This window comes from Maribacter sp. MAR_2009_72, from assembly GCF_007827235.1.
Lineage (GTDB): Bacteria > Bacteroidota > Bacteroidia > Flavobacteriales > Flavobacteriaceae > Maribacter > Maribacter sedimenticola.
The window spans coordinates 3,791,769-3,809,688 of record NZ_VISB01000001.1; the positions used below are offsets into that span (position 1 = coordinate 3,791,769).

19 protein-coding genes and 1 other RNA gene are annotated in these 17,920 nt (G+C 40.3%); 16 read left to right on the forward strand and 4 right to left on the reverse strand.

Annotated features, from left to right (window positions below):
- Positions 1-7 precede the first annotated feature (7 nt).
- Complete coding sequence (locus JM81_RS15875) at positions 8-895, forward strand: type IX secretion system membrane protein PorP/SprF (RefSeq protein WP_144804851.1); 888 nt, start codon at positions 8-10, stop codon at positions 893-895.
- 741 nt (positions 896-1,636) lie between these two features.
- On the opposite strand, the gene JM81_RS15880 is transcribed toward JM81_RS15875, so the two are convergent.
- A complete protein-coding gene (locus JM81_RS15880; protein WP_261375096.1) occupies positions 1,637-2,500 on the reverse strand; it encodes an AraC family transcriptional regulator in 864 nt (287 codons plus the stop codon).
- A gap of 82 nt (positions 2,501-2,582) precedes the next feature.
- Here JM81_RS15880 and JM81_RS15885 point away from each other — a divergent pair, with 82 nt between their 5' ends.
- The 14 genes from JM81_RS15885 (at position 2,583) to JM81_RS15945 (ending at position 13,246) form a co-directional block, all read left to right on the forward strand.
- A complete protein-coding gene (locus JM81_RS15885) occupies positions 2,583-2,975 on the forward strand; it encodes a hypothetical protein (protein ID WP_186435592.1) in 393 nt (130 codons plus the stop codon).
- Between the two features lie 28 nt (positions 2,976-3,003).
- Positions 3,004-3,600, forward strand: a complete 597-nt coding sequence (locus tag JM81_RS15890; RefSeq protein WP_144804853.1) for a sugar O-acetyltransferase — start codon at positions 3,004-3,006, stop codon at positions 3,598-3,600.
- Positions 3,601-3,610: 10 nt separating this feature from the next.
- Entirely contained in the window at positions 3,611-4,105 is a 495-nt protein-coding gene (locus JM81_RS15895) for a cupin domain-containing protein (protein WP_144804855.1), read from the forward strand.
- A 121-nt stretch (positions 4,106-4,226) separates the two neighbouring features.
- Complete coding sequence (locus JM81_RS15900) at positions 4,227-4,691, forward strand: cyclophilin-like fold protein (RefSeq protein WP_144804856.1); 465 nt, start codon at positions 4,227-4,229, stop codon at positions 4,689-4,691.
- Between the two features lie 31 nt (positions 4,692-4,722).
- Positions 4,723-5,622 (forward strand): alpha/beta hydrolase, encoded by a 900-nt coding sequence (locus tag JM81_RS15905; RefSeq protein ID WP_144804858.1) that lies wholly within the window; start codon positions 4,723-4,725, stop codon positions 5,620-5,622.
- Positions 5,623-5,734: 112 nt separating this feature from the next.
- Positions 5,735-6,199 carry a (2Fe-2S)-binding protein gene (locus tag JM81_RS15910; protein ID WP_144804860.1) on the forward strand — a complete coding sequence of 155 codons (465 nt, stop codon included), beginning with the start codon at positions 5,735-5,737 and terminating at the stop codon, positions 6,197-6,199.
- Positions 6,200-6,216: 17 nt separating this feature from the next.
- Positions 6,217-8,475, forward strand: coding sequence for a xanthine dehydrogenase family protein molybdopterin-binding subunit (locus JM81_RS15915; RefSeq protein ID WP_144804862.1), 2,259 nt, complete (start codon positions 6,217-6,219; stop codon positions 8,473-8,475).
- 458 nt (positions 8,476-8,933) lie between these two features.
- The gene (locus JM81_RS15920; RefSeq protein WP_144804864.1) at positions 8,934-9,218 is read left to right on the forward strand and encodes a helix-turn-helix domain-containing protein; all 285 of its coding nucleotides are present in this window, start codon (positions 8,934-8,936) and stop codon (positions 9,216-9,218) included.
- Positions 9,218-9,379 (forward strand): hypothetical protein, encoded by a 162-nt coding sequence (locus tag JM81_RS18645; protein ID WP_261375097.1) that lies wholly within the window; start codon positions 9,218-9,220, stop codon positions 9,377-9,379. The genes JM81_RS15920 and JM81_RS18645 overlap by 1 nt, the downstream gene beginning before the upstream one ends.
- A gap of 69 nt (positions 9,380-9,448) precedes the next feature.
- Positions 9,449-10,411, forward strand: coding sequence for a virulence-associated E family protein (locus JM81_RS15925; protein ID WP_261375098.1), 963 nt, complete (start codon positions 9,449-9,451; stop codon positions 10,409-10,411).
- A gap of 224 nt (positions 10,412-10,635) precedes the next feature.
- Positions 10,636-11,592 carry a toprim domain-containing protein gene (locus tag JM81_RS15930; RefSeq protein ID WP_144804866.1) on the forward strand — a complete coding sequence of 319 codons (957 nt, stop codon included), beginning with the start codon at positions 10,636-10,638 and terminating at the stop codon, positions 11,590-11,592.
- Positions 11,589-11,891 (forward strand): mobilization protein MbpA, encoded by a 303-nt coding sequence (gene mbpA, locus JM81_RS15935; protein WP_144804868.1) that lies wholly within the window; start codon positions 11,589-11,591, stop codon positions 11,889-11,891. The genes JM81_RS15930 and mbpA overlap by 4 nt, the downstream gene beginning before the upstream one ends.
- Positions 11,891-12,760, forward strand: coding sequence for a relaxase/mobilization nuclease domain-containing protein (locus JM81_RS15940; RefSeq protein ID WP_144804870.1), 870 nt, complete (start codon positions 11,891-11,893; stop codon positions 12,758-12,760). The genes mbpA and JM81_RS15940 overlap by 1 nt, the downstream gene beginning before the upstream one ends.
- 12 nt (positions 12,761-12,772) lie before the next feature.
- Positions 12,773-13,246: a DUF6730 family protein gene (locus JM81_RS15945; RefSeq protein WP_144804872.1), complete on the forward strand. Its 474-nt coding sequence runs from the start codon at positions 12,773-12,775 to the stop codon at positions 13,244-13,246.
- 138 nt (positions 13,247-13,384) lie between these two features.
- On the opposite strand, the gene JM81_RS15950 is transcribed toward JM81_RS15945, so the two are convergent.
- Together JM81_RS15950 and ssrA are read right to left on the reverse strand one after the other, a co-directional pair.
- Entirely contained in the window at positions 13,385-14,635 is a 1,251-nt protein-coding gene (locus JM81_RS15950) for a site-specific integrase (protein WP_144804874.1), read from the reverse strand.
- Positions 14,636-14,869: 234 nt separating this feature from the next.
- Positions 14,870-15,269: a transfer-messenger RNA gene (gene ssrA / locus JM81_RS15955) on the reverse strand.
- A gap of 281 nt (positions 15,270-15,550) precedes the next feature.
- Between ssrA and JM81_RS15960 the strand changes: the two genes are divergently transcribed.
- Positions 15,551-16,756, forward strand: coding sequence for an NAD(P)-dependent oxidoreductase (locus JM81_RS15960; RefSeq protein WP_144804876.1), 1,206 nt, complete (start codon positions 15,551-15,553; stop codon positions 16,754-16,756).
- 9 nt (positions 16,757-16,765) lie between these two features.
- Here the strand turns inward: JM81_RS15960 and JM81_RS15965 are convergent, their stop codons facing one another.
- Positions 16,766-17,881 (reverse strand): Sb-PDE family phosphodiesterase, encoded by a 1,116-nt coding sequence (locus JM81_RS15965; RefSeq protein WP_144804878.1) that lies wholly within the window; start codon positions 17,879-17,881, stop codon positions 16,766-16,768.
- Positions 17,882-17,920: the final 39 nt, after the last annotated feature.

Here is a 17,920-nt window from a genome sequence, read left to right on the forward strand (position 1 = left end):
TAATAAAATGAAGTATTTATATAAAATCATAGTTATTTTGGTCTTTTTGATGGCGATAAAGGTTTCGGCTCAACAAGATCCTAACTACACCTTGTACGTGTATAATATGAATTTAATAAACCCAGCCTATGCAGGGGCAGATAATTCCACTGATTTGGGTGTTAATATTCGCAGTCAATGGTCTAATGTGAAAGGAGCACCAGAAACGCAAAGCTTTATCTTTGGAACTCCCGTAGGTAAAAATTTAGGAGTAGGTTTATCCATTATTAGTGATAAAACTTTTATAGAAAAACAAACTTCTATTGCGGCAGATTTTTCCTATCATTTAAAACTTTCAGAAAATCATGATTTATTTTTTGGTTTTAAAGCAGGGTTTAATTCTTATAATGCCAATACAGAGGGGTTAGTGACGTACGGGATTCAAGAAGATCCTAATTTAATGAACCTAAGTGGTCGATTTAATCCCAATTTTGGAGCAGGTGCATATTTTAGCCATGAAAAATACTTTTTAACACTTTCTATACCTAAAATTTTATCAAACGACCGATTAGAAGAGGAAAATGGTACGGCTAGGGCTGGGTCCGATATGCAACATATTTATCTTGGTGGAGGCTATAACATTTCTTTAAACGGAAATATGGTTTTAAGACCTAGTGTTTTAATGCGATATGTAAATGCTTCCCCCTTATCTGTTGATATTACCTCCATGTTAGAATTTGGTGAGTATTTTAATTTGGGAGTAGCCTATAGGGTAAATGAGAGCGTTAGTGGTTTAGCAATTTTTAAAGTTTCTAATTCCTTAAAAATAGGTTATGCTTATGAGGTTGCAACACATAGTGCAGTGAGGTATATGGATAATGGTACCCATGAAATAATGTTAAATTTAAAACTGTAAACCTAAATTTAAGGCCTAATTACAAGCAGTATTTAAAACAAAAAACCTGTGAATCCTAGATTCATAGGTTTTTTTTTAATTAATCAGTTTATACTCTAATAATAGAGTATGTGTGAGTAAGACTCCCGAAGGCCTAACGAAAAAAACCACCCAAAAGGTGGTTTTATGAAGTGGAGCCGGAGGGTCTAGAACCTTTCTCTTTAAACGCCTATGTATAGGGGTTTTGAGAGCCTATAGTTTTTATACTCACCGAATAGCTCACTTTTTAACAACCCAAACAGATTTATAGCTGTAAATAATTAAAAATTGAGGCTAGATATGTTGACCCCAAGTAAACTAATGATGCATTTTGACACTAAAATTATAAGAGTTAACAGTAATTGTTGGTGATATCTACCATTCACCATCTTTTTATTTTGAAGGAAAGTGTAGTAATTAATTAAACTGCATTTAAAGAGAATACGCATCTCTGACAAGTAGAACGTTAGGGTTGTAATATTTTGAATTTTTACAAACAGTTTGAGTCCCGTAAAAGGTCAATTAACGAAAATAATAAAATAGACTACGAACAGGACAGCCTCTAAAAAGGTTTTTTATATTTTAAATATAGTACTGTGAAACGGCCATTTAAAAGAACAACTATTGAATTGATTTGTGGCTGTTTACGTAAAGCACTTGTGAGTATGAACATATCCAAACCATGACTACCAATAGAATTAAGACGGGGAAGACATTTTAATATCACTCCAATCGACTTCTGTACTCCGTCGGGGTAATTCCCAACACCATTTTCACATAGCGCGTAAAAAAAGACCGACTTGAAAACATCATTTTATCCGCAATTTCGGAAATGTTCAGATTTTTGTTCTGCAAAAAAACTATGATACGCTCCTTGGTATAACGTTGGATCCATTCAGACGCCGTGGCACCTGAGTTCTGCTTGCAAACAAAATTCAAATATTTAGGGGTAACACTAAGTAAACTGGCATAAAACCGTACTTCTCTTTCCGCCATACAATGTTCTTGGACCAAGTGAACAAAACGCTCGTACAATGAGCCACTTTGCAAGGTGCGTTTTCTGCGCTCATATTCGTTTGCAAAGGTATGCCACATATCAAGAATGAACAACCGCATTTGCAGTTTTAAGACTTCTTCATAAAAGCGATGTTCCCTATCTTGAAATTTATCGTGCAACCATTTAAAATTCGATAAAACCCTTTTTCTGTCACTTTTATCGTTCAACTGTTTTATGGGATATTGACGGGAATGAAGGATGGCATCGATACTCCAACTTTGATCAGGAATATTTTGGTTTAAAAAATCTTTTTCTATAAGCAAAATAGTTGCTTTGAACGCTCTTGAAAATTCCAAATCTTTTAAATGACTTTCTGCGAACCAAAATAAAAATTCACCTCCCTTGCATTTCATCTCTGTGTTGTTGAACAAAAAGGATATGCTTCCTTGGTGACAATATAAATGGGTGTGATAATAGGTGCTGAAATCCACCGGAAATCTCTTTTCCTGAGATAGTTCTAAAAACAGAATGCGCGGCCTATTTTTATCCAAATCCTTCATTCCAGCTCTTCTTTTTTCTAAAATAAGCAATATTTGACATTATGTGAGTAGTTGGTGTAATAAATAAGGATTCAGGATTTTTAATTTTGTACGTAAAGGAACGAAACTAATTATGACGAGAGATTTTGGTATTCTGAAAAATCCATTGGTACCGTTGCTAGTTTTGCTTTGCAGTATGAATACATGGGCGCAAGAGAAAAAAGAACCGTTCCTAGATGATTTCAGAGGAACGGCAAGTGTTACCCATAATGGAATTTCGTTGGTACCCTCTTTTTCTTTGGGAGAACCTGCTCTTCTAATCGATTTAAAATTTACAAAGGGAAAATTAAGCTTTGAACCGGATATGCGTTTTGACTTGGAAGGTAAGCCTTGGACCTTTATTTTCTGGTTACGAAATAAGGCAATAGATACCGAAATAGTTCCCAAAGATGATTTTAATAGGAATATTTCATTGGTATATAGCTTTGGCGGTGAAAATAGACTAAAACCGGTACGAAAAATTTAAAAGTTACGTCATAGTCAAAACTAAAAAAATGCAAAAGGAAGATAATAAAAAAGAAAGTCCAAAGCAGGCAGCTAATAATATTTTTTATCGATTAAAAAATGGAGAGATCCTTCTCCCCGGCGATCCTGAAGCCTATAGATTGCGTGAAGAGTCTTACCTGACCAAAAAGTTGCTCTTACAGATGAACAACGCTACAGACCCAAAAGAAATCAACGATTTGTTGAGTAAGATTACTGGGAGCCAAATTGACGAAAGCGTTGCGGTTTTTACCCCTTTGTATATCAATTACGGAAAGCACACAAAAATTGGCAAAAACGTTTTCATCAATTTTAATTGTGTCTTTTTGGACTTAGGAGGAATAACCATTGAAGACGGTGTGCTCATAGCACCGAAAGTGAGTTTACTTACTGAAGGACATTCGATTTCGCCCAGCGAAAGACATGGGCTTGTTCCTAAATCCATTCATATAAAGAAGAATGCGTGGATTGGTGCCAATGCCACCATTTTACAGGGCGTAACAATAGGAGAGAATTCGGTGGTCGCCGCAGGTTCGGTCGTTTCTAAAGACGTACCCGATAATGTAGTTGTAGGCGGTACTCCTGCAAAAATCATCAAGAAAATTTAAAACAGATAAAATGAGAACAAAAATCACACTTGCAGTTGCCTTACTACTATTCATAGGTCAGGCCTGCAACACAAAAGTTGAAAAACAAGAAAATACAAAATCAAATCCTTCGGAACAAGAAATTTTTCCTAGGGGTGAAGCTGGGAATGCCGATAACTTCACAGGAAACGCTTATAATTATGGTTTAGTTGCAAATGATTCTATTTACAACACCCTCGTGGGGAATGTTTATTTCGAAAAAAGCGCAAGATCAAATTGGCACTTACATCCAAGCGGACAAATCCTTATCGTGCTCGATGGTCTGGGATATCATCAACTGGAGGGACAGCCAAGGGAAACCATGAAAAAGGGTGATGTCATCAAGGTTCCAGCAAATACAAGGCATTGGCATGGCGCTACTGAAAACAACAGTCTTACACAGATGTATATTTTGCCGAAAACAGAAAATGGATTCGTTACCTGGCTTGAGCCTGTAACGGATGAGCAGTATACATCTAACAATTGAAACAAATGGAGATTATCAAGTAGGTGCTAATCCATCTGTTAAAGACTTGTAAGGCGCAAAATATACCGAAGCTAGAGAACGGTTGACTGGGTGATTAGGAATTTTAAAAATAATAAATATCATGAAATCTGTACTTTTGATGGTTTTAATATTTACTTCAGTTATAATAGGCAATCCATCACCTTGTGAAAAAGCAAATGCCCCTATCAAAACGGAAAACAACGTTACAATGGCAAACGGAAAAATCAAAATCACGGTAAATTCACAAATTTTTACCGCCACGCTTTTGGACAATACTACTGCTAAAGCTTTCAAGGAACTTTTACCTATGACCATACAGATGAACGAGCTGAACGGCAATGAGAAATATTATGATTTGCCCAAAAGTTTACCGACAAATTCCACCAATCCTGAGTCGATTAAAAATGGAGACTTGATGCTCTATGGTTCAAAAACTTTGGTGCTGTTTTACAAAACCTTTCCAACCTCTTATAGTTATACAAAACTGGGAAGCATCGATGATATAACCGGACTTGAAAAAGCCTTGGGCTCCGGAAATTTGAGCATTACATTCAATAACAACTAGAATAATTTCATAAACTGAAAACTTTCTTACAATGAAAATAATAAATCTCTTAATTTTCCTATTGGCCTTACAGATTTCCCAAACGTCTTATAGTCAAAAATCCAATCCTGTGATTTCTCTGTTTCCAAAGGGTACCGTATTGCATGGTAACATAGCCTACAACAATGATACCTTACCGAAGCACCTTTTGGATATATATGTACCGCCCAATGTAAAGGACAAAGTTCCTTTGATTGTATTTATTCACGGTGGCGGGTGGATTGGTAACGACAAGTATGCCGACATCGGTTATATGAAAAATACCGTGGCAGAAATCATAAATAAGGGATATGCCCTGGCATCCATAGATTACCGATTTGCAACACAGGCCATTTTTCCGGCTCAGATTCAGGACTGTAACCGCGCGGTTTCCTTTTTATTCGATAATGCTGAAAAGTATGGTTTTGACACAGAACGGTTTGCCTTGATGGGTTTTTCCGCTGGAGGACATTTGGCTTCGTTTCAAGGCCTATCGAACAATGACCAAGTTGACGACTTCTTTATGCCCGGCACATCCCATGATTTTTCATTTAAAGCGGTTGTAGATTTTTATGGACCATCTGAATTAATTCTATTTCCTGGTGCAATTGACCCCAAATCACCTGAGGCATTGCTGATAGGTGCCGCACCGCTTGACCGACCAGACCTTGCAAAGACAGCTAGCCCTACCAATTATGTGGATGAGAACGACCCTCCTTTTTTAATTATACACGGTGAAAAGGACGATTTGGTTTCCCCGAGACAATCTCAATTATTAAGTGCTTGGTTAACGGTAAAGGGAGTGAAAAACGAATTAATAATCGTTCCAGGAGCGCCGCATTTCGGAGAAATGTTCGATGTAGAAAACATTCATACTAAAGTTATGGCGTTTCTGGAAAGGCATTTGAAATGAAAATAGGAACTAGCTTAATTCTTTTGATTTCAGATTGTTCTAATAAACAATACATTATATGAACTACATATTTTTCGTAATTTGAGTCTATTCATCCACTTACACTAAAATCATGGCAAAATTCAATCTAAAAATTAATGGGCAAACACAGGAAGTTGATGTCGACCCAACAACACCTATGCTTTGGGTACTAAGGGACCACGTAAAATTGGTAGGGACTAAATATGGTTGCGGTATCGCCCAATGTGGGGCATGTACGGTACATTTGGGTGATAATGCAGTTCGTTCATGCCAGCTGCCGGTTTCAGCGGTTGGTGAGCAAGAGATTACTACTATTGAAGGTTTGAGCGAGAATGGCGATCATCCAGTTCAACAAGCTTGGTTGGAAATTGATGTGCCACAATGTGGCTATTGTCAAGCGGGACAGATAATGTCAGCTTCCGCATTATTAAAAAGAACCCCAAATCCTTCAGATGAAGAAATCGAATCGGCCATGAACGGCAACATCTGTCGCTGCGGAACGTATACCAGAATAAAAAAGGCAATTAAAACGGCCGTAAATGCCGAAAACGTTTAATTAGAAAAAATCAGAAGATGACAAAGATAAACACGCATATTGGACGTAGGGCTTTTATTAGGAATACAAGTTTGGCAAGTGGCGGATTGGTACTCGGATTCAGTTTTTTAAATTCCTGTAAGCCGGAACAGGCAAAAGAGATGGCCGGTACAGAAATGCCCAACGAATGGTTCGAGATGAATTCGTATCTGAAAATTGGGGATAACGGGATGGTGACCGTTTACACACCAAACCCGGAATTCGGTCAGAATATTAGAACATCGATGCCCATGTTGGTGGCGGAAGAGTTGGATGTGGATTGGAAAAACGTGGTGGTAGAGCAGGCACCCTATCATGCAGAAAAATATGGTTTTCAACTAACAGGAGGCAGCACGGGAATAAAAGCAAGATGGATACCTCTTCGAATGGCCGGCGCAACAGCAAAACAGATGTTGATGGCCGCGGCTGCAAAAACATGGCAGGTACCCGTAGAAGAAATCACTACTAACGGAGGAGTATTGCAACACGCAGCTTCAGAAAAATCGGCCGGTTACGGCGAAATGGCTTCGGTTGCCGCAACGCTAGACGTGCCTGTAGAAGTGCAATTGAAAGAAGTGAAAGACTTTAAGCTCATCAGCCGTTCCCATAAAAATGTGGATGCGAAAAAGATTATAACCGGCAAACCCATGTTTGGTATGGATTATCAAAAGGACGGCATGCTGATCGCTATGATCGTACATCCTACTGCATTTGGAATGACCTTGAAATCGGTTGATGACGAGGCGGTCAAAGCCATGCCAGGAATCAAGGATGTAATAACCATCAAAAGTTTCAAGGAGGGATTTAAAAAACACGGTTTTGATACCAATGCTTTTCCTGAATTGGTGGCGATAGTAGGTAACTCTACTTGGGAAGTCATGCAGGCCAAAAAGAAATTAAATGTAGAATGGAAGCCAATCACCGCAAATACTGAAATTGTCAATGGGTTTTTTGGACAGGAAACAAGAAATACCCCTGCGGGACTGGAATCCACTCAAGGCCACAAAGCACAGATGGAAGCCCTTGCGGCTATACCTGGAAATATCGTCCGAAAGGATGGCAATCCGGAGGCCGCCTTCAAGAATGCAGCAAAGATTTTGGAGAGAAGCTATTCGGCCCCATTTCTTGCCCACAATAGCATGGAGCCTATAAATGCTTTTGCGCATGTGGAAGGTAATAAAGTTAAAATTGCGGCACCGATCCAGATTCCATCCTTCATCATTCCAACGCTGGAAAGTAGTTTAGGAATACCGAAGGAAAATATTGAAATGGAATTGCCAAGAATGGGAGGTGGTTTTGGAAGAAAGGGCTATGCCCACTTTGTGGTAGAAGCGGCCTTAATTTCGCAAAAAGTAAATGCTCCTATAAAATTGGTGTATAGTCGCGAAGATGACATGACGACCGGTGTTTATCGCCCAACCTATCACGCAACCTATCGCGCGGCTTTTGATGAAAACAACAATTTAACTGCCTTGCATATAAAGGCGGGCGGTATACCAGAAAGCCCATTGTTCGCCAATCGTTTTCCAGCAGGGGCCATTGATAATTATTTGGCCGAAGAATGGTCCATTGATTCCAATATTACGGTTGGTGCTTTCCGCGCTCCCCGTTCAAATTTTATGGCCGGTGCCGAACAGGCATTTTTGGACGAGGTTGCGGAAACCATGAACAAGGATGCTATCCAATTTCGGTTGGACCTGCTAAAACGTGCCAAGGAAAACCCGGTTGGGGAAGATAATCAGTACGACGCAGAGCGCTATGCCGGAGTTTTGGAATTGGTACGTGAAAAATCGGCTTGGAAACAAAATGACGAGTCGAAACATCGTGGTGTCGCGGCCTATTTTTGTCATAATTCCTATGCAGCGCATGTACTGGACTTAAAGATGGAAAACGGTAGACCTGTGGTGGAAAAAGTAGTTTGCGCCATTGATTGCGGGGTAGTGGTAAATCCCGATGCAGCCACGAACATGGCAGAAGGTGCCATAACCGATGGTGTTGGTAATGCCCTTTTTGGGGAATTGACTTTTAAAGATGGAGTGCCCCAAAAAAACAATTTCCACCAATATCAAATGATCCGCATGAAAGAAGCGCCAAAAGAAATCGACGTGCATTTTGTGCAGAATGAAATCGACCCAACGGGTATGGGCGAACCTCCATTTCCCCCTGTTTTCGGGGCGGTGGCCAATGCCTTATATAAAGCCACGGGGCAACGGCATTATAGTCAGCCATTTATAACGAAAAAGGAAGTAGTAGGATAATGGGGTTATATCACAATTAGAGGGCGACCTTTTAAAAACAGCGATTGTCAGGCGTTCAATTATTTGCGGATTCATATTTTAAGAAATGGTCTTAAGAATTGAACCTTTTTTGGGACAATACATTGAAACTATTTTCAGATGACTAGCTTTTTGCCTTCTAAGTACCCTTATTTTCTTGATAATTAAATTGTCAATTGTTGATAACTCAAAATCCTTCCTTTTTTAACAAAAATCAAATGGTATCATTTAAATCGTTTTGGAACCAAATGAAACTATCAAAATTTTATTTGGTTCGATTTGTATTGATTTGGTATAAGTAATTGTTTGTCAATATTTTGTGAATAAAAATTCGTACATAAACAAGCTTTACCACCTCCCTCCAATTACCTTTATCCAAAGAATTCTACAAAGGAAAACAAAAGCGCTTTTGTTCATTTAATAATCTTAAAAAGAAACAAATGGACACTATTTTAATCTTTGAGCGACTTGATCGTTTGGAAAGGCTATTGACGGCCAATAAAGAGGTACTTACCTTCGAGGAGACCTGTGACTATACCGGAATATCAAGGAGCTATCTTTATAAACTAACGGCCTCGGGAAATATCCCGCATTCAAAGCCCAACGGTAAGATGATCTTCTTCGAGAAACGCAAACTCAACGATTGGCTGCTCCAGAACAGCAGAAAGTCGCATGCCGAAATAAGCGACGATGCACTTGAGTACACCTTCAAAAATAGAAGGTGATGGACTCGCTTGGCTATGGCGAACGACTTTACCATGTAAAGGACGCCAAGAAAAAAACGATATATGACTACACCATGGAATATTTGGAGAGCAAGTATGATATTACATTTAACGAAATATCGCACGACTTCCAGATTGCCTTCAAGGATTCCACGGAATAGCAGTATCTTAACCTGAATTCCCTGATCATCGAACTGGCGAAAGCGGGCATCGATATACCCAATGGAAAATTGGAAACCCTTATCCGGTCGGAATGGATCCCAAAATGCAATCCCATCCGGGAATATTTTGAAAACCTACCTAAGTGGGACGGTCAGGATCATATACTAAAATTAGCCTCCTATGTACCGACCTATGAGAAGAAAGCCTTTGAATATCATTTCAAGAAATGGCTGGTGCGGACAATAAAATGTGCGTTGGAGGTACACTATTTCAACAAACAGGCCTTTGTCCTTTCCCATCAGGGTCAGAATTCCGGTAAATCGACCTGGTGCCGGTTCCTATGTCCCACTGAGCTGTCAGAATATATGGCCGAGGACATCAGTAACGACAAGGATGCACGTATACAGCTTTGCCGGAATTTCCTATATAATCTGGACGAGCTTGCGGTGCTTTCAAAAAAGGATGTGAACGCGTTAAAGTCCTTTTTCTCCAAAACCTTTATCAATGAACGATTGCCCTATGACAGAAAGAATACTACGCTACCTAGGATCTGTTCCTTTGTAGGCTCTACCAATATGGCGTCATTTTTAAATGATGAGACCGGTTCCGTGAGATGGCTTTGCTTTGAACTTAAAGGGAAAATAGATTTCGGGTATTCTGAGGAAGTTGATATTAATAGGGTTTGGTCACAGGCATACCATCTCGCCTATGCCGACCCTGATTTCAATCCTGAACTGTCGATAAGTGATATTCAAGAGAACGAGGAGCGGAACAAGAAGTGCACGAAGCTTACCACGGAAGAGGAACTGGTTTCCAAATATTTTGAAAAGTCGGACGATATCGATGATTTCGTTACCGCCTCGGATGTACTGGTCAAGCTCAGCTGCTTGAACCTTCACCTGAACCAGGTAAACTTGGGACGGGCATTGTCCGGATTCAACTTTCAAAGGATAAAGCACCCCAAACGACAGGTGTACGGATATCTGGCCAAACCCATTTTTGGAAAGACACCTTGGGAGGTTGAACTTTAGAAAAGGTGAAAATGGAGCTACCTATTTACCTCAAAGACTTGTATCTACACACTAGCGGGAGCTACCTTAAGGTAAGATATATAAACAACTAGTTACCTAAGTATTACCTAACCTACCTAATTGGGTAAGATGGGTAAGTTCAAATTAATACCCACCTAAGCCCTGAACCCCAATAAATACGGATGTAGGTAGGAAGGTAACCGAAATCCGATAAAAAGAGGCTGATGAAAGAAAAAAGAACAAATAGACTATCGTGTGAAAGAGCGCGAGCTTTTCCCATCGAAAAAGCGCTGGCAAAACTAGGGCACTTTCCGACCAAGGAGAACGACAAAGAAGCTTGGTTCCTGAGCCCTTTCCGCTCAGAGACCCAAGCCTCTTTCAAGGTGTCCAAGAGACTGAACAGATGGTACGACCATGGTGAAGGAATAGGTGGAAATGTTATCGACCTAGTATGCATAATGGGCCAATGCAACGTAAAAGAAGCTTTACGAATGATCGGAGATGAAAATAGCTCTTTTTTCTTTCAACAGCGGCCCGGTTTTAAAGTGGAACATCAAGATAGGATGACCATAAGGGAAGTCAAGGAACTTAACCACGACGCTTTGCGGGGTTATCTGAATTCCAGATATATTTCAATCGTAACGGCCAAGGAATTCATTCGGGAGGTCCATTATAGTTTTAATAATAAGAACTACTTCGCCATCGGTTTTAAAAACGATTCCGGGGGATGGGAACTGAGGAACAAATACCGTAAGAACTGTAGTTCGCCCAAGGACAGCACCCACATCAAAAATGGGAATAGAAAACTTATCGTTACCGAGGGCGTGTTCGACTTACTATCCCTTCTTAGCTATAATGAAATGTTGGAAGCAGAGTATGATTTTCTGGTGCTGAACTCCACTGCCTTCGTTTCGAAAGCAATCCAAATAATGAAAGGTTATCCGCAAATCGACCTTTACCTGGACAACGATCCGAATGGAAGAAGGACGACCCAAAAATTGATGGCGAGTTCCAATAACTGCCTTGACAAATCAAAGTTTTATGAAGGATTCAAGGACATGAACGAATGGCTCATCTATACTGCTAAGAAGGGAATTGGTCAGGAAGCGCGAGATGTGTCTTTGTTGCCACAAAGACAAACTCGCTTTACTCCCGATGGTCGCAAAGTAAAAGAAAAATGAAAAGGACCTATATCAAGTTCCGGTGCTCCATCTACGAGAAAAAACTGCTCCAGAAAAGGGCGCAACGGGCGGGACTTTCCCTCTCCGAATATTGCCGCAGCTCCGCTTTCGGCAATGCCGTCATCGAACGTCTGACCGAGGAACAATTAGACCATTATAAAATGCTGGTGAAGTACAAGGGGAACTTTACCCGCATCAGTAATATGTTCAGAAAACACAACCCTAAACTGACCAGCGAGGTGGAGCAACTGGCGGAGGAAATACGGACCCATCTTAATAATTTCAAAAGAAAGAAGTAATGATAGGCAAAGGAACATCCATAGCGCATACGGGCACAAGTATCGATTACGGTTGGAACCAAGAGAAGGATGCGGAGATTGTTTTCAGCCAACATTTGGCCGGTAATAATCCCCAAGAGATAACCGAGGAGTTCAGGTTGATACAGGAAGAGAATGCCCGTTGTCAAAAGAACACCCTGAGCTTTATCCTCAGTCCGACACAAGAGGATGGTAGGAACCTTTCCAAGCAACAATTTGGGGAATTGACCAAGGGGTTCATCAAGGAGATGGGGTTAAAGGAACGGCAGGCCATCGCCTTTGTCCATAGGGACAAGGCACATATCCATGTCCATTTGTACGTGAACCGTATCGCTTTCGATGGCAAGGCTTATAACGACAGTTTTATAGGCAAGCGGAGCCAATTTGCCGCAGAGAACGTGGCCAAGGAAATGGGGCTGACAACGGTCAAGGAGGTACAATTCGAAAAGGAGATCGATTCCATAAAGGTCCGGCTTGAAATAAAAGACATCCATCATAAAGTAATGGAGACCGAAAGGCCAAAAACATTGGACTCCTACATCAAGGTCATGCAGGAAAGGAACGTGGAGGTCATCCCGACCATTAACAAAGCGAACAGGTTACAGGGATTCCGGTTCCAATATCAAGGTTATAACTTCAAGGCCAGTGAGGTACACCGCTCCATGTCCGGAGGAAGGATCATGGCACAACTTTTCCAGAACAAAGGGATTGTAAAACCAAAAGAGGTCGGTAAATCGGTCCAGCTTATGGGGAAAACCGTAGAAATGAGCACCAATTTAGCCACAAGTATCGCTAAGAACATCATCAAAAAAACCATTAAAAGGGCCATCGATACCGGAATCGGATATTAAAAACAATAAGCTATGGGATATAAGAAACTGGACGGGGTAATGGAACTGCTCACCGACGAGTTGGATGGGTTCAACAGGTCCATCGGTAGATTGGAAAGGTTGACCCAGAGTACGGACAACATCAAAGTGATACCCGATACTTCGGAAATCGAACGATTGCTCCAAGAGCATCTGAATTCCGAAAAGGTGAATGCCGAAAGGCTTCAGGAGTCGGTTCAGGATATCAGCAATCAGATTTCGAAAGCAAGACTTCTACCAAAAATACAGTTATTGATTCATTACTCGATTTGGTTCATTTCCTTGGTCATCATAGGATACCTTTCACTCCAGTTCTCCCGAATCGGGGAAGTCCAGGAAAGGGCATTTACCGAGGGAGAGCAGGAAGTAATATCCAACCTGAGAGGGTATTTTGACCAGAATCCCGGTCATTACGAATCGTACCGGAAATGGTTAGCGAAAAAGGATAGTACTTCAAACCGAAAGTAGGCTGCGCCCTATGGAATTTTTGCTTGACGCTTATCTGCCGGAACGCTACAAAAATTTCACAGGATCCATGCGCAGTTAAGTTATGGTAAGATTTGGGGTGAAATGATTCCTTGATAAAGCTCTAGTTGAAAAAGAATTTTACGATTCACTTGTTTTTTGGATGTGCTTATTATCCATCTCTGCCAACTTTTCTTTTAAAATCCCCATATCATACTCTACTTTTTTGCTTATGATTTTAGCGTAATGTTGCGTGGTCCGCAAATTCTTATGACCTAACATTTTACCAACAGTCTCTATTGGCACCCCATTAGAAAGGGTAACAGTAGTAGCAAAGGTATGCCGAGCTAGGTGTGTCGTAAGGTTCTTTTCTATGCCACATAAGTTTGCTATTTCCTTTAGATAAGCATTGGATTTCTGGTTGCTCAAAACGGGAAGCACACATTCTCCATTGACAACTTTAGGATGGTTTTTATACTTTTCTAAAATAGCTTCTGCAGTTAGTAAAATTGGAATACCCAGCTTCGATTTGGTTTTGGTGCGCTCCGCCTGAATCCATAAACTACCATCAATATGGCGAACGATATTATCCTGATTCAACTTTTGCACATCAATATAGGAAAGTCCGGTGTAGCAACAGAATACGAACATGTCACGTACTACATTTAAACGATCGCCATCTATTTCTTTTTCTTTTAAGTCTTGAAGTTCCTCTTTGGAAAGAAAATCACGCTCCACAGTTTTAAATTGAACTTTGTAGTTATAGAATGGATCTTTGGATATCCAGTCATTGGCGACTGCCATTCGGATGATCTTTTTAAAATTGTTGACATATTTCAAAGCCGAATTATGATTGCAGGCTTTGGTTATTTTTAAAAAGTACTCGAACCCTTTGATAAATCTTAAATTGACATCACGAACTGGAACATCGTCCTTCCGGTACTCGGTCCTTAAGAACTCCTTCACATGTTTTTTGGTGGTGTGATATCTCTTCCAAGTACCAAGGGCAAATTCAACCCCGACCAATTTTTCCATCTGCAGGTTATGTTCCTCAAAGAGCTGTACCAGCATTTTAATTTTTTCTCCTTTGCCTACGTAAAGGTTTTTTATGTCCGAAGAATTAAAGGATCTGCCTTCGTCAACAAGTCGAGCATGAATCTTATTTATTTTGTTTCTGACAGCATCTAAATACGAATTCAATTCGTTTGATTCGAGGTTTGTTCCGCGCATTTTTCCCGTTCTAGTATTCCATTTTTCGGGATCAACTTTACGGGAAATACTCAGTTCGCTACGTTGCCCATTAACTGTCAAACGCAGGTATATTGGTACTTTCACATCTTTTTCAAAATGTTTTCCTTTGAGGTAAAATAACTGTGAGAAAGAATGACCCATTTTAAATATCTTTTTAACAGAAATAAAGGTACAAAAAAGGAAAATATAATTTTCATAATTAACATTATATCAGTTAATTACAAGGAAATCGGTGAGTGTTTTTTTATAAAAAAAGTACTCACCGAATAGGTCACATAAAATACGGTTTCAAAACGATTTAAATGAAACCGTATAAAATAAAAACCCCTGATAATCATAAGATTAAGGAGTTTTTGAATCGTTTCGGTACTGTTTTAGTGGAGCCGGAGGGAGTCGAACCCTCGTCCAAACAAGTAATCGCAATGCTTTCTACATACTTAGTTTCTGATTGATTTTCGACATGTACCTGACCAGAAACCGCCTAATACATGCTTATCTTCTTAAGATTTTGGTGATACCGCCAAAGCGAGCAGGTATCCTTGTGTTGACTTTTCTGGTGCTCCTATAAGAACCGCCGTCAACAAGGGCTGTTCAGGAACATCTCGCTTCCCTACCTTGTAGGGACGAGGCCAATCTTACTATAATTCAGATTAAGCGGCAAGAGCGTAATTATTTTCGCCAATTAAAAGTGTGAAAAATGAGATTAACGAGCTGTTTCCCAGCGCTCGGTATGCTTACATTCCAACTAGTCTCGCTGTCAAAACCGGTCGGCCCCAATATGTTAATGAACTTTTTTGCACCAGTGCCGGGGCGTTTCCCTTTTTTCAAAAGGGTCGGGCTTTCGGCAGTACACGGTACTTGCCTCTATCCCTAACGCACACCATCCTAGATCCATAGTCCTTGACATTTCATCCCTCTACAACAAAAAGCTGATGAAGGATTTCCTGCGGGCAGCAAAGCTAACAAAAGTTTACGAACCCCTATAATTTTTATAGCTACATAAGAACATATGTATCTAATTGCATAATTTAGTGCAATATTTATACCAAACCCCATATGAAGTTCGGAATCATAAGAGAACGTAAAAATCCGCCGGATAAACGCGTGGTACTGTCCCCAGAAGCATGTCAAAAAGTCCTGAATAAATTTCCACAGGCCCAAATTTTGGTAGAACCTTCTCCCATACGTGCCTATCCAGATGAAGCATACAAGAAAGTAGGTTTAGCGCTAACGGATAACATGCAGGAATGTGATGTACTCTTGGGTGTAAAGGAAGTGCCTATAGCCGCCCTAATTCCTGGAAAAAAGTATTTCTTCTTTTCTCATACTATTAAAAAGCAGCCCTATAACAGAAAACTGTTACGGGCCCTTTTGGAGAAGAATATAGAAATGTATGACCATGAGGTCATTACCAATACACAGGAGCAACGGGTGGTTGCATTTGGCAGATATGCCGGTATCGTAGGGGCGTATAACGGATTTAGGGCCTACGGACTAAAATATGGGGCGTTTAAATTACCGAAGGCCAATGACCTGGAAGACCAAGCCGCATTAATAGCGGAGCTCAAAAAAATACAGCTGCCCAATATCAAGGTATTGTTGACGGGTAGGGGAAGAGTAGGTAATGGTGCCCGTGAAATGTTGGACGGTATGGGTATGCGCAGGGTGAATGTTACGGAATATTTGGAAAATGATTTTAATGAACCCGTATATTGCCAAATAGATGCGGGGGAATATAATAAACGAAAGGATGGCGTACGGGGCAATAAGGCCAACTTCTTTGCCCATCCAGAAGAATATAGATCCAATTTTTTCCGTTTTGCCAAGGTGACCGATTTTTATATTGCCGGTCATTTCTACGGACAGGGAGCCCCTTATTTATTTACTAGGGAAGATGCCAAACACCCTGATTTTAAAATTAAGGTCGTGGCAGATGTAAGTTGTGATATTGATGGCCCCGTGGCAACCACTATTAGACCTTCTACGATTGCAGAACCCATTTATGGGTATGACCCGATATCTGAAACAGAGGTGGATTTTAAAACTCAAGAGGCCATTGCAGTGATGGCAGTTGATAATCTACCCTGTGAACTTCCGCGAGATGCAAGTGAAGGGTTTGGTGAGGCCTTTATTAAAAATGTAATTCCTGCCTTTTTTAACGAAGATAAAGATGGTGTACTTGAAAGAGCTCGTATGACGCAGAACGGTAAACTTACGGAGCGTTATGCTTATTTACAGGACTACGTGGACGGTAAGGAATAGAATTACTGTCTATTCCGGGATGATCTCCCAAGAGATTATTGGTGATGTTCTGGGAGCTACAAAAGTGCCTATTGCTTTTAAGGACAATTTTAGTCTAGGTAGTCTTTGTAACGTTTTTACCTGTAAGGTAAACGTGCCAAAAGCGGGAATTTCAAATACCGGAGAATTGCTATAGAAAGAAAAGTCCATTGCATTTTCAAATAAAAGGGAACTACTTGTGGTATTTTCCAATATAATCTGTACAATTTCCGTGTCTTCATGATAGATGGCCTCTTTCACCTTGATACTTGCCTCTAAAAGCGGAACCAAAAACTCTTCCTTACCCACCATTAGTCCGTTATATACAGCAACGGTTCTTCCTGCAAATAGGGCTTCTTGCATACTGGACAAACTTTTCTCCTTTGCAAAAACCAAGGTAATGGGCCTATGGTTGCCTTTTTCGGTATAGTCCCAATCTATGAGTCCGTGTATGTCACTGGTACCCATAATGGTTAGATTATGTTCAAGTGCAAGTGCTAAAGATTCTTGAGCATAATCTACCGCATTAATAACCTCTATACCATGAAGTTCACCTTTTTTAATGCGTTCTTTTTGAAAATCGCTCAAGATCGGATTTCCCTGCGGGGATTGGTTGTACCAAGCAGGGTGGTTCCAAAACACAAAGGCATCCTGTTTTTTGGCTTCCTTGAAGGCATCTTCGGCTTTCTCCTTTAAAATTGGATTTGCATTGGTAATGAACACGGCATTATTATGCCCCATGGGTGCGCTGCGGGTTATTTCCGAGCCGTGAACGATTATAAGATCATGTTCCTTGGCTTCTTCTATCGCAATATTGTAAGACCTGTTTCTATCTGGGTGCGGAATATCTTTTGAATGTGGTTGGTATTCCAAGTGTTCCGTTAAAGAAATTGCATCTAGATTGTCCCTAAGTGCTTCCATAACCCTAATATTGGGCCAAACATAACCATCGGAAAATACGGTATGGATGTGTAAATCGGTTTTTAAGCTTTTATAACCCGGTATATCCGGAAAGGAAAGCGGGCGCAAGCTTTGGTGGGTATGTTCTTGTGCAGAAATGAACAGCACGGAACTAAGGATAAAGAGTAAGGTCAGGTACGTTTTCATACGTTGGTTGTTTTGTCAAATGTATAAAAATCAAGAATT

Excerpts from the sequence above, each read along its gene's own strand:
- JM81_RS18645 (WP_261375097.1), top strand. The coding sequence starts at position 9,218 with ATGGACTCGCTTGGCTATGGCGAACGACTTTACCATGTAAAGGACGCC.
- JM81_RS15875 (WP_144804851.1), top strand. The coding sequence starts at position 8 with ATGAAGTATTTATATAAAATCATAGTTATTTTGGTCTTTTTGATGGCG.
- JM81_RS15885 (WP_186435592.1), top strand. The coding sequence starts at position 2,583 with ATGACGAGAGATTTTGGTATTCTGAAAAATCCATTGGTACCGTTGCTA.
- JM81_RS15910 (WP_144804860.1), top strand. The coding sequence starts at position 5,735 with ATGGCAAAATTCAATCTAAAAATTAATGGGCAAACACAGGAAGTTGAT.
- JM81_RS15915 (WP_144804862.1), top strand. The coding sequence starts at position 6,217 with ATGACAAAGATAAACACGCATATTGGACGTAGGGCTTTTATTAGGAAT.
- mbpA (WP_144804868.1), top strand. The coding sequence starts at position 11,589 with ATGAAAAGGACCTATATCAAGTTCCGGTGCTCCATCTACGAGAAAAAA.
- JM81_RS15900 (WP_144804856.1), top strand. The coding sequence starts at position 4,227 with ATGAAATCTGTACTTTTGATGGTTTTAATATTTACTTCAGTTATAATA.
- JM81_RS15920 (WP_144804864.1), top strand. The coding sequence starts at position 8,934 with ATGGACACTATTTTAATCTTTGAGCGACTTGATCGTTTGGAAAGGCTA.
- JM81_RS15905 (WP_144804858.1), top strand. The coding sequence starts at position 4,723 with ATGAAAATAATAAATCTCTTAATTTTCCTATTGGCCTTACAGATTTCC.
- JM81_RS15930 (WP_144804866.1), top strand. The coding sequence starts at position 10,636 with ATGAAAGAAAAAAGAACAAATAGACTATCGTGTGAAAGAGCGCGAGCT.
- JM81_RS15895 (WP_144804855.1), top strand. The coding sequence starts at position 3,611 with ATGAGAACAAAAATCACACTTGCAGTTGCCTTACTACTATTCATAGGT.
- JM81_RS15965 (WP_144804878.1), bottom strand. The coding sequence starts at position 17,881 with ATGAAAACGTACCTGACCTTACTCTTTATCCTTAGTTCCGTGCTGTTC.
- JM81_RS15945 (WP_144804872.1), top strand. The coding sequence starts at position 12,773 with ATGGGATATAAGAAACTGGACGGGGTAATGGAACTGCTCACCGACGAG.
- JM81_RS15960 (WP_144804876.1), top strand. The coding sequence starts at position 15,551 with ATGAAGTTCGGAATCATAAGAGAACGTAAAAATCCGCCGGATAAACGC.
- JM81_RS15890 (WP_144804853.1), top strand. The coding sequence starts at position 3,004 with ATGCAAAAGGAAGATAATAAAAAAGAAAGTCCAAAGCAGGCAGCTAAT.
- JM81_RS15940 (WP_144804870.1), top strand. The coding sequence starts at position 11,891 with ATGATAGGCAAAGGAACATCCATAGCGCATACGGGCACAAGTATCGAT.
- JM81_RS15950 (WP_144804874.1), bottom strand. The coding sequence starts at position 14,635 with ATGGGTCATTCTTTCTCACAGTTATTTTACCTCAAAGGAAAACATTTT.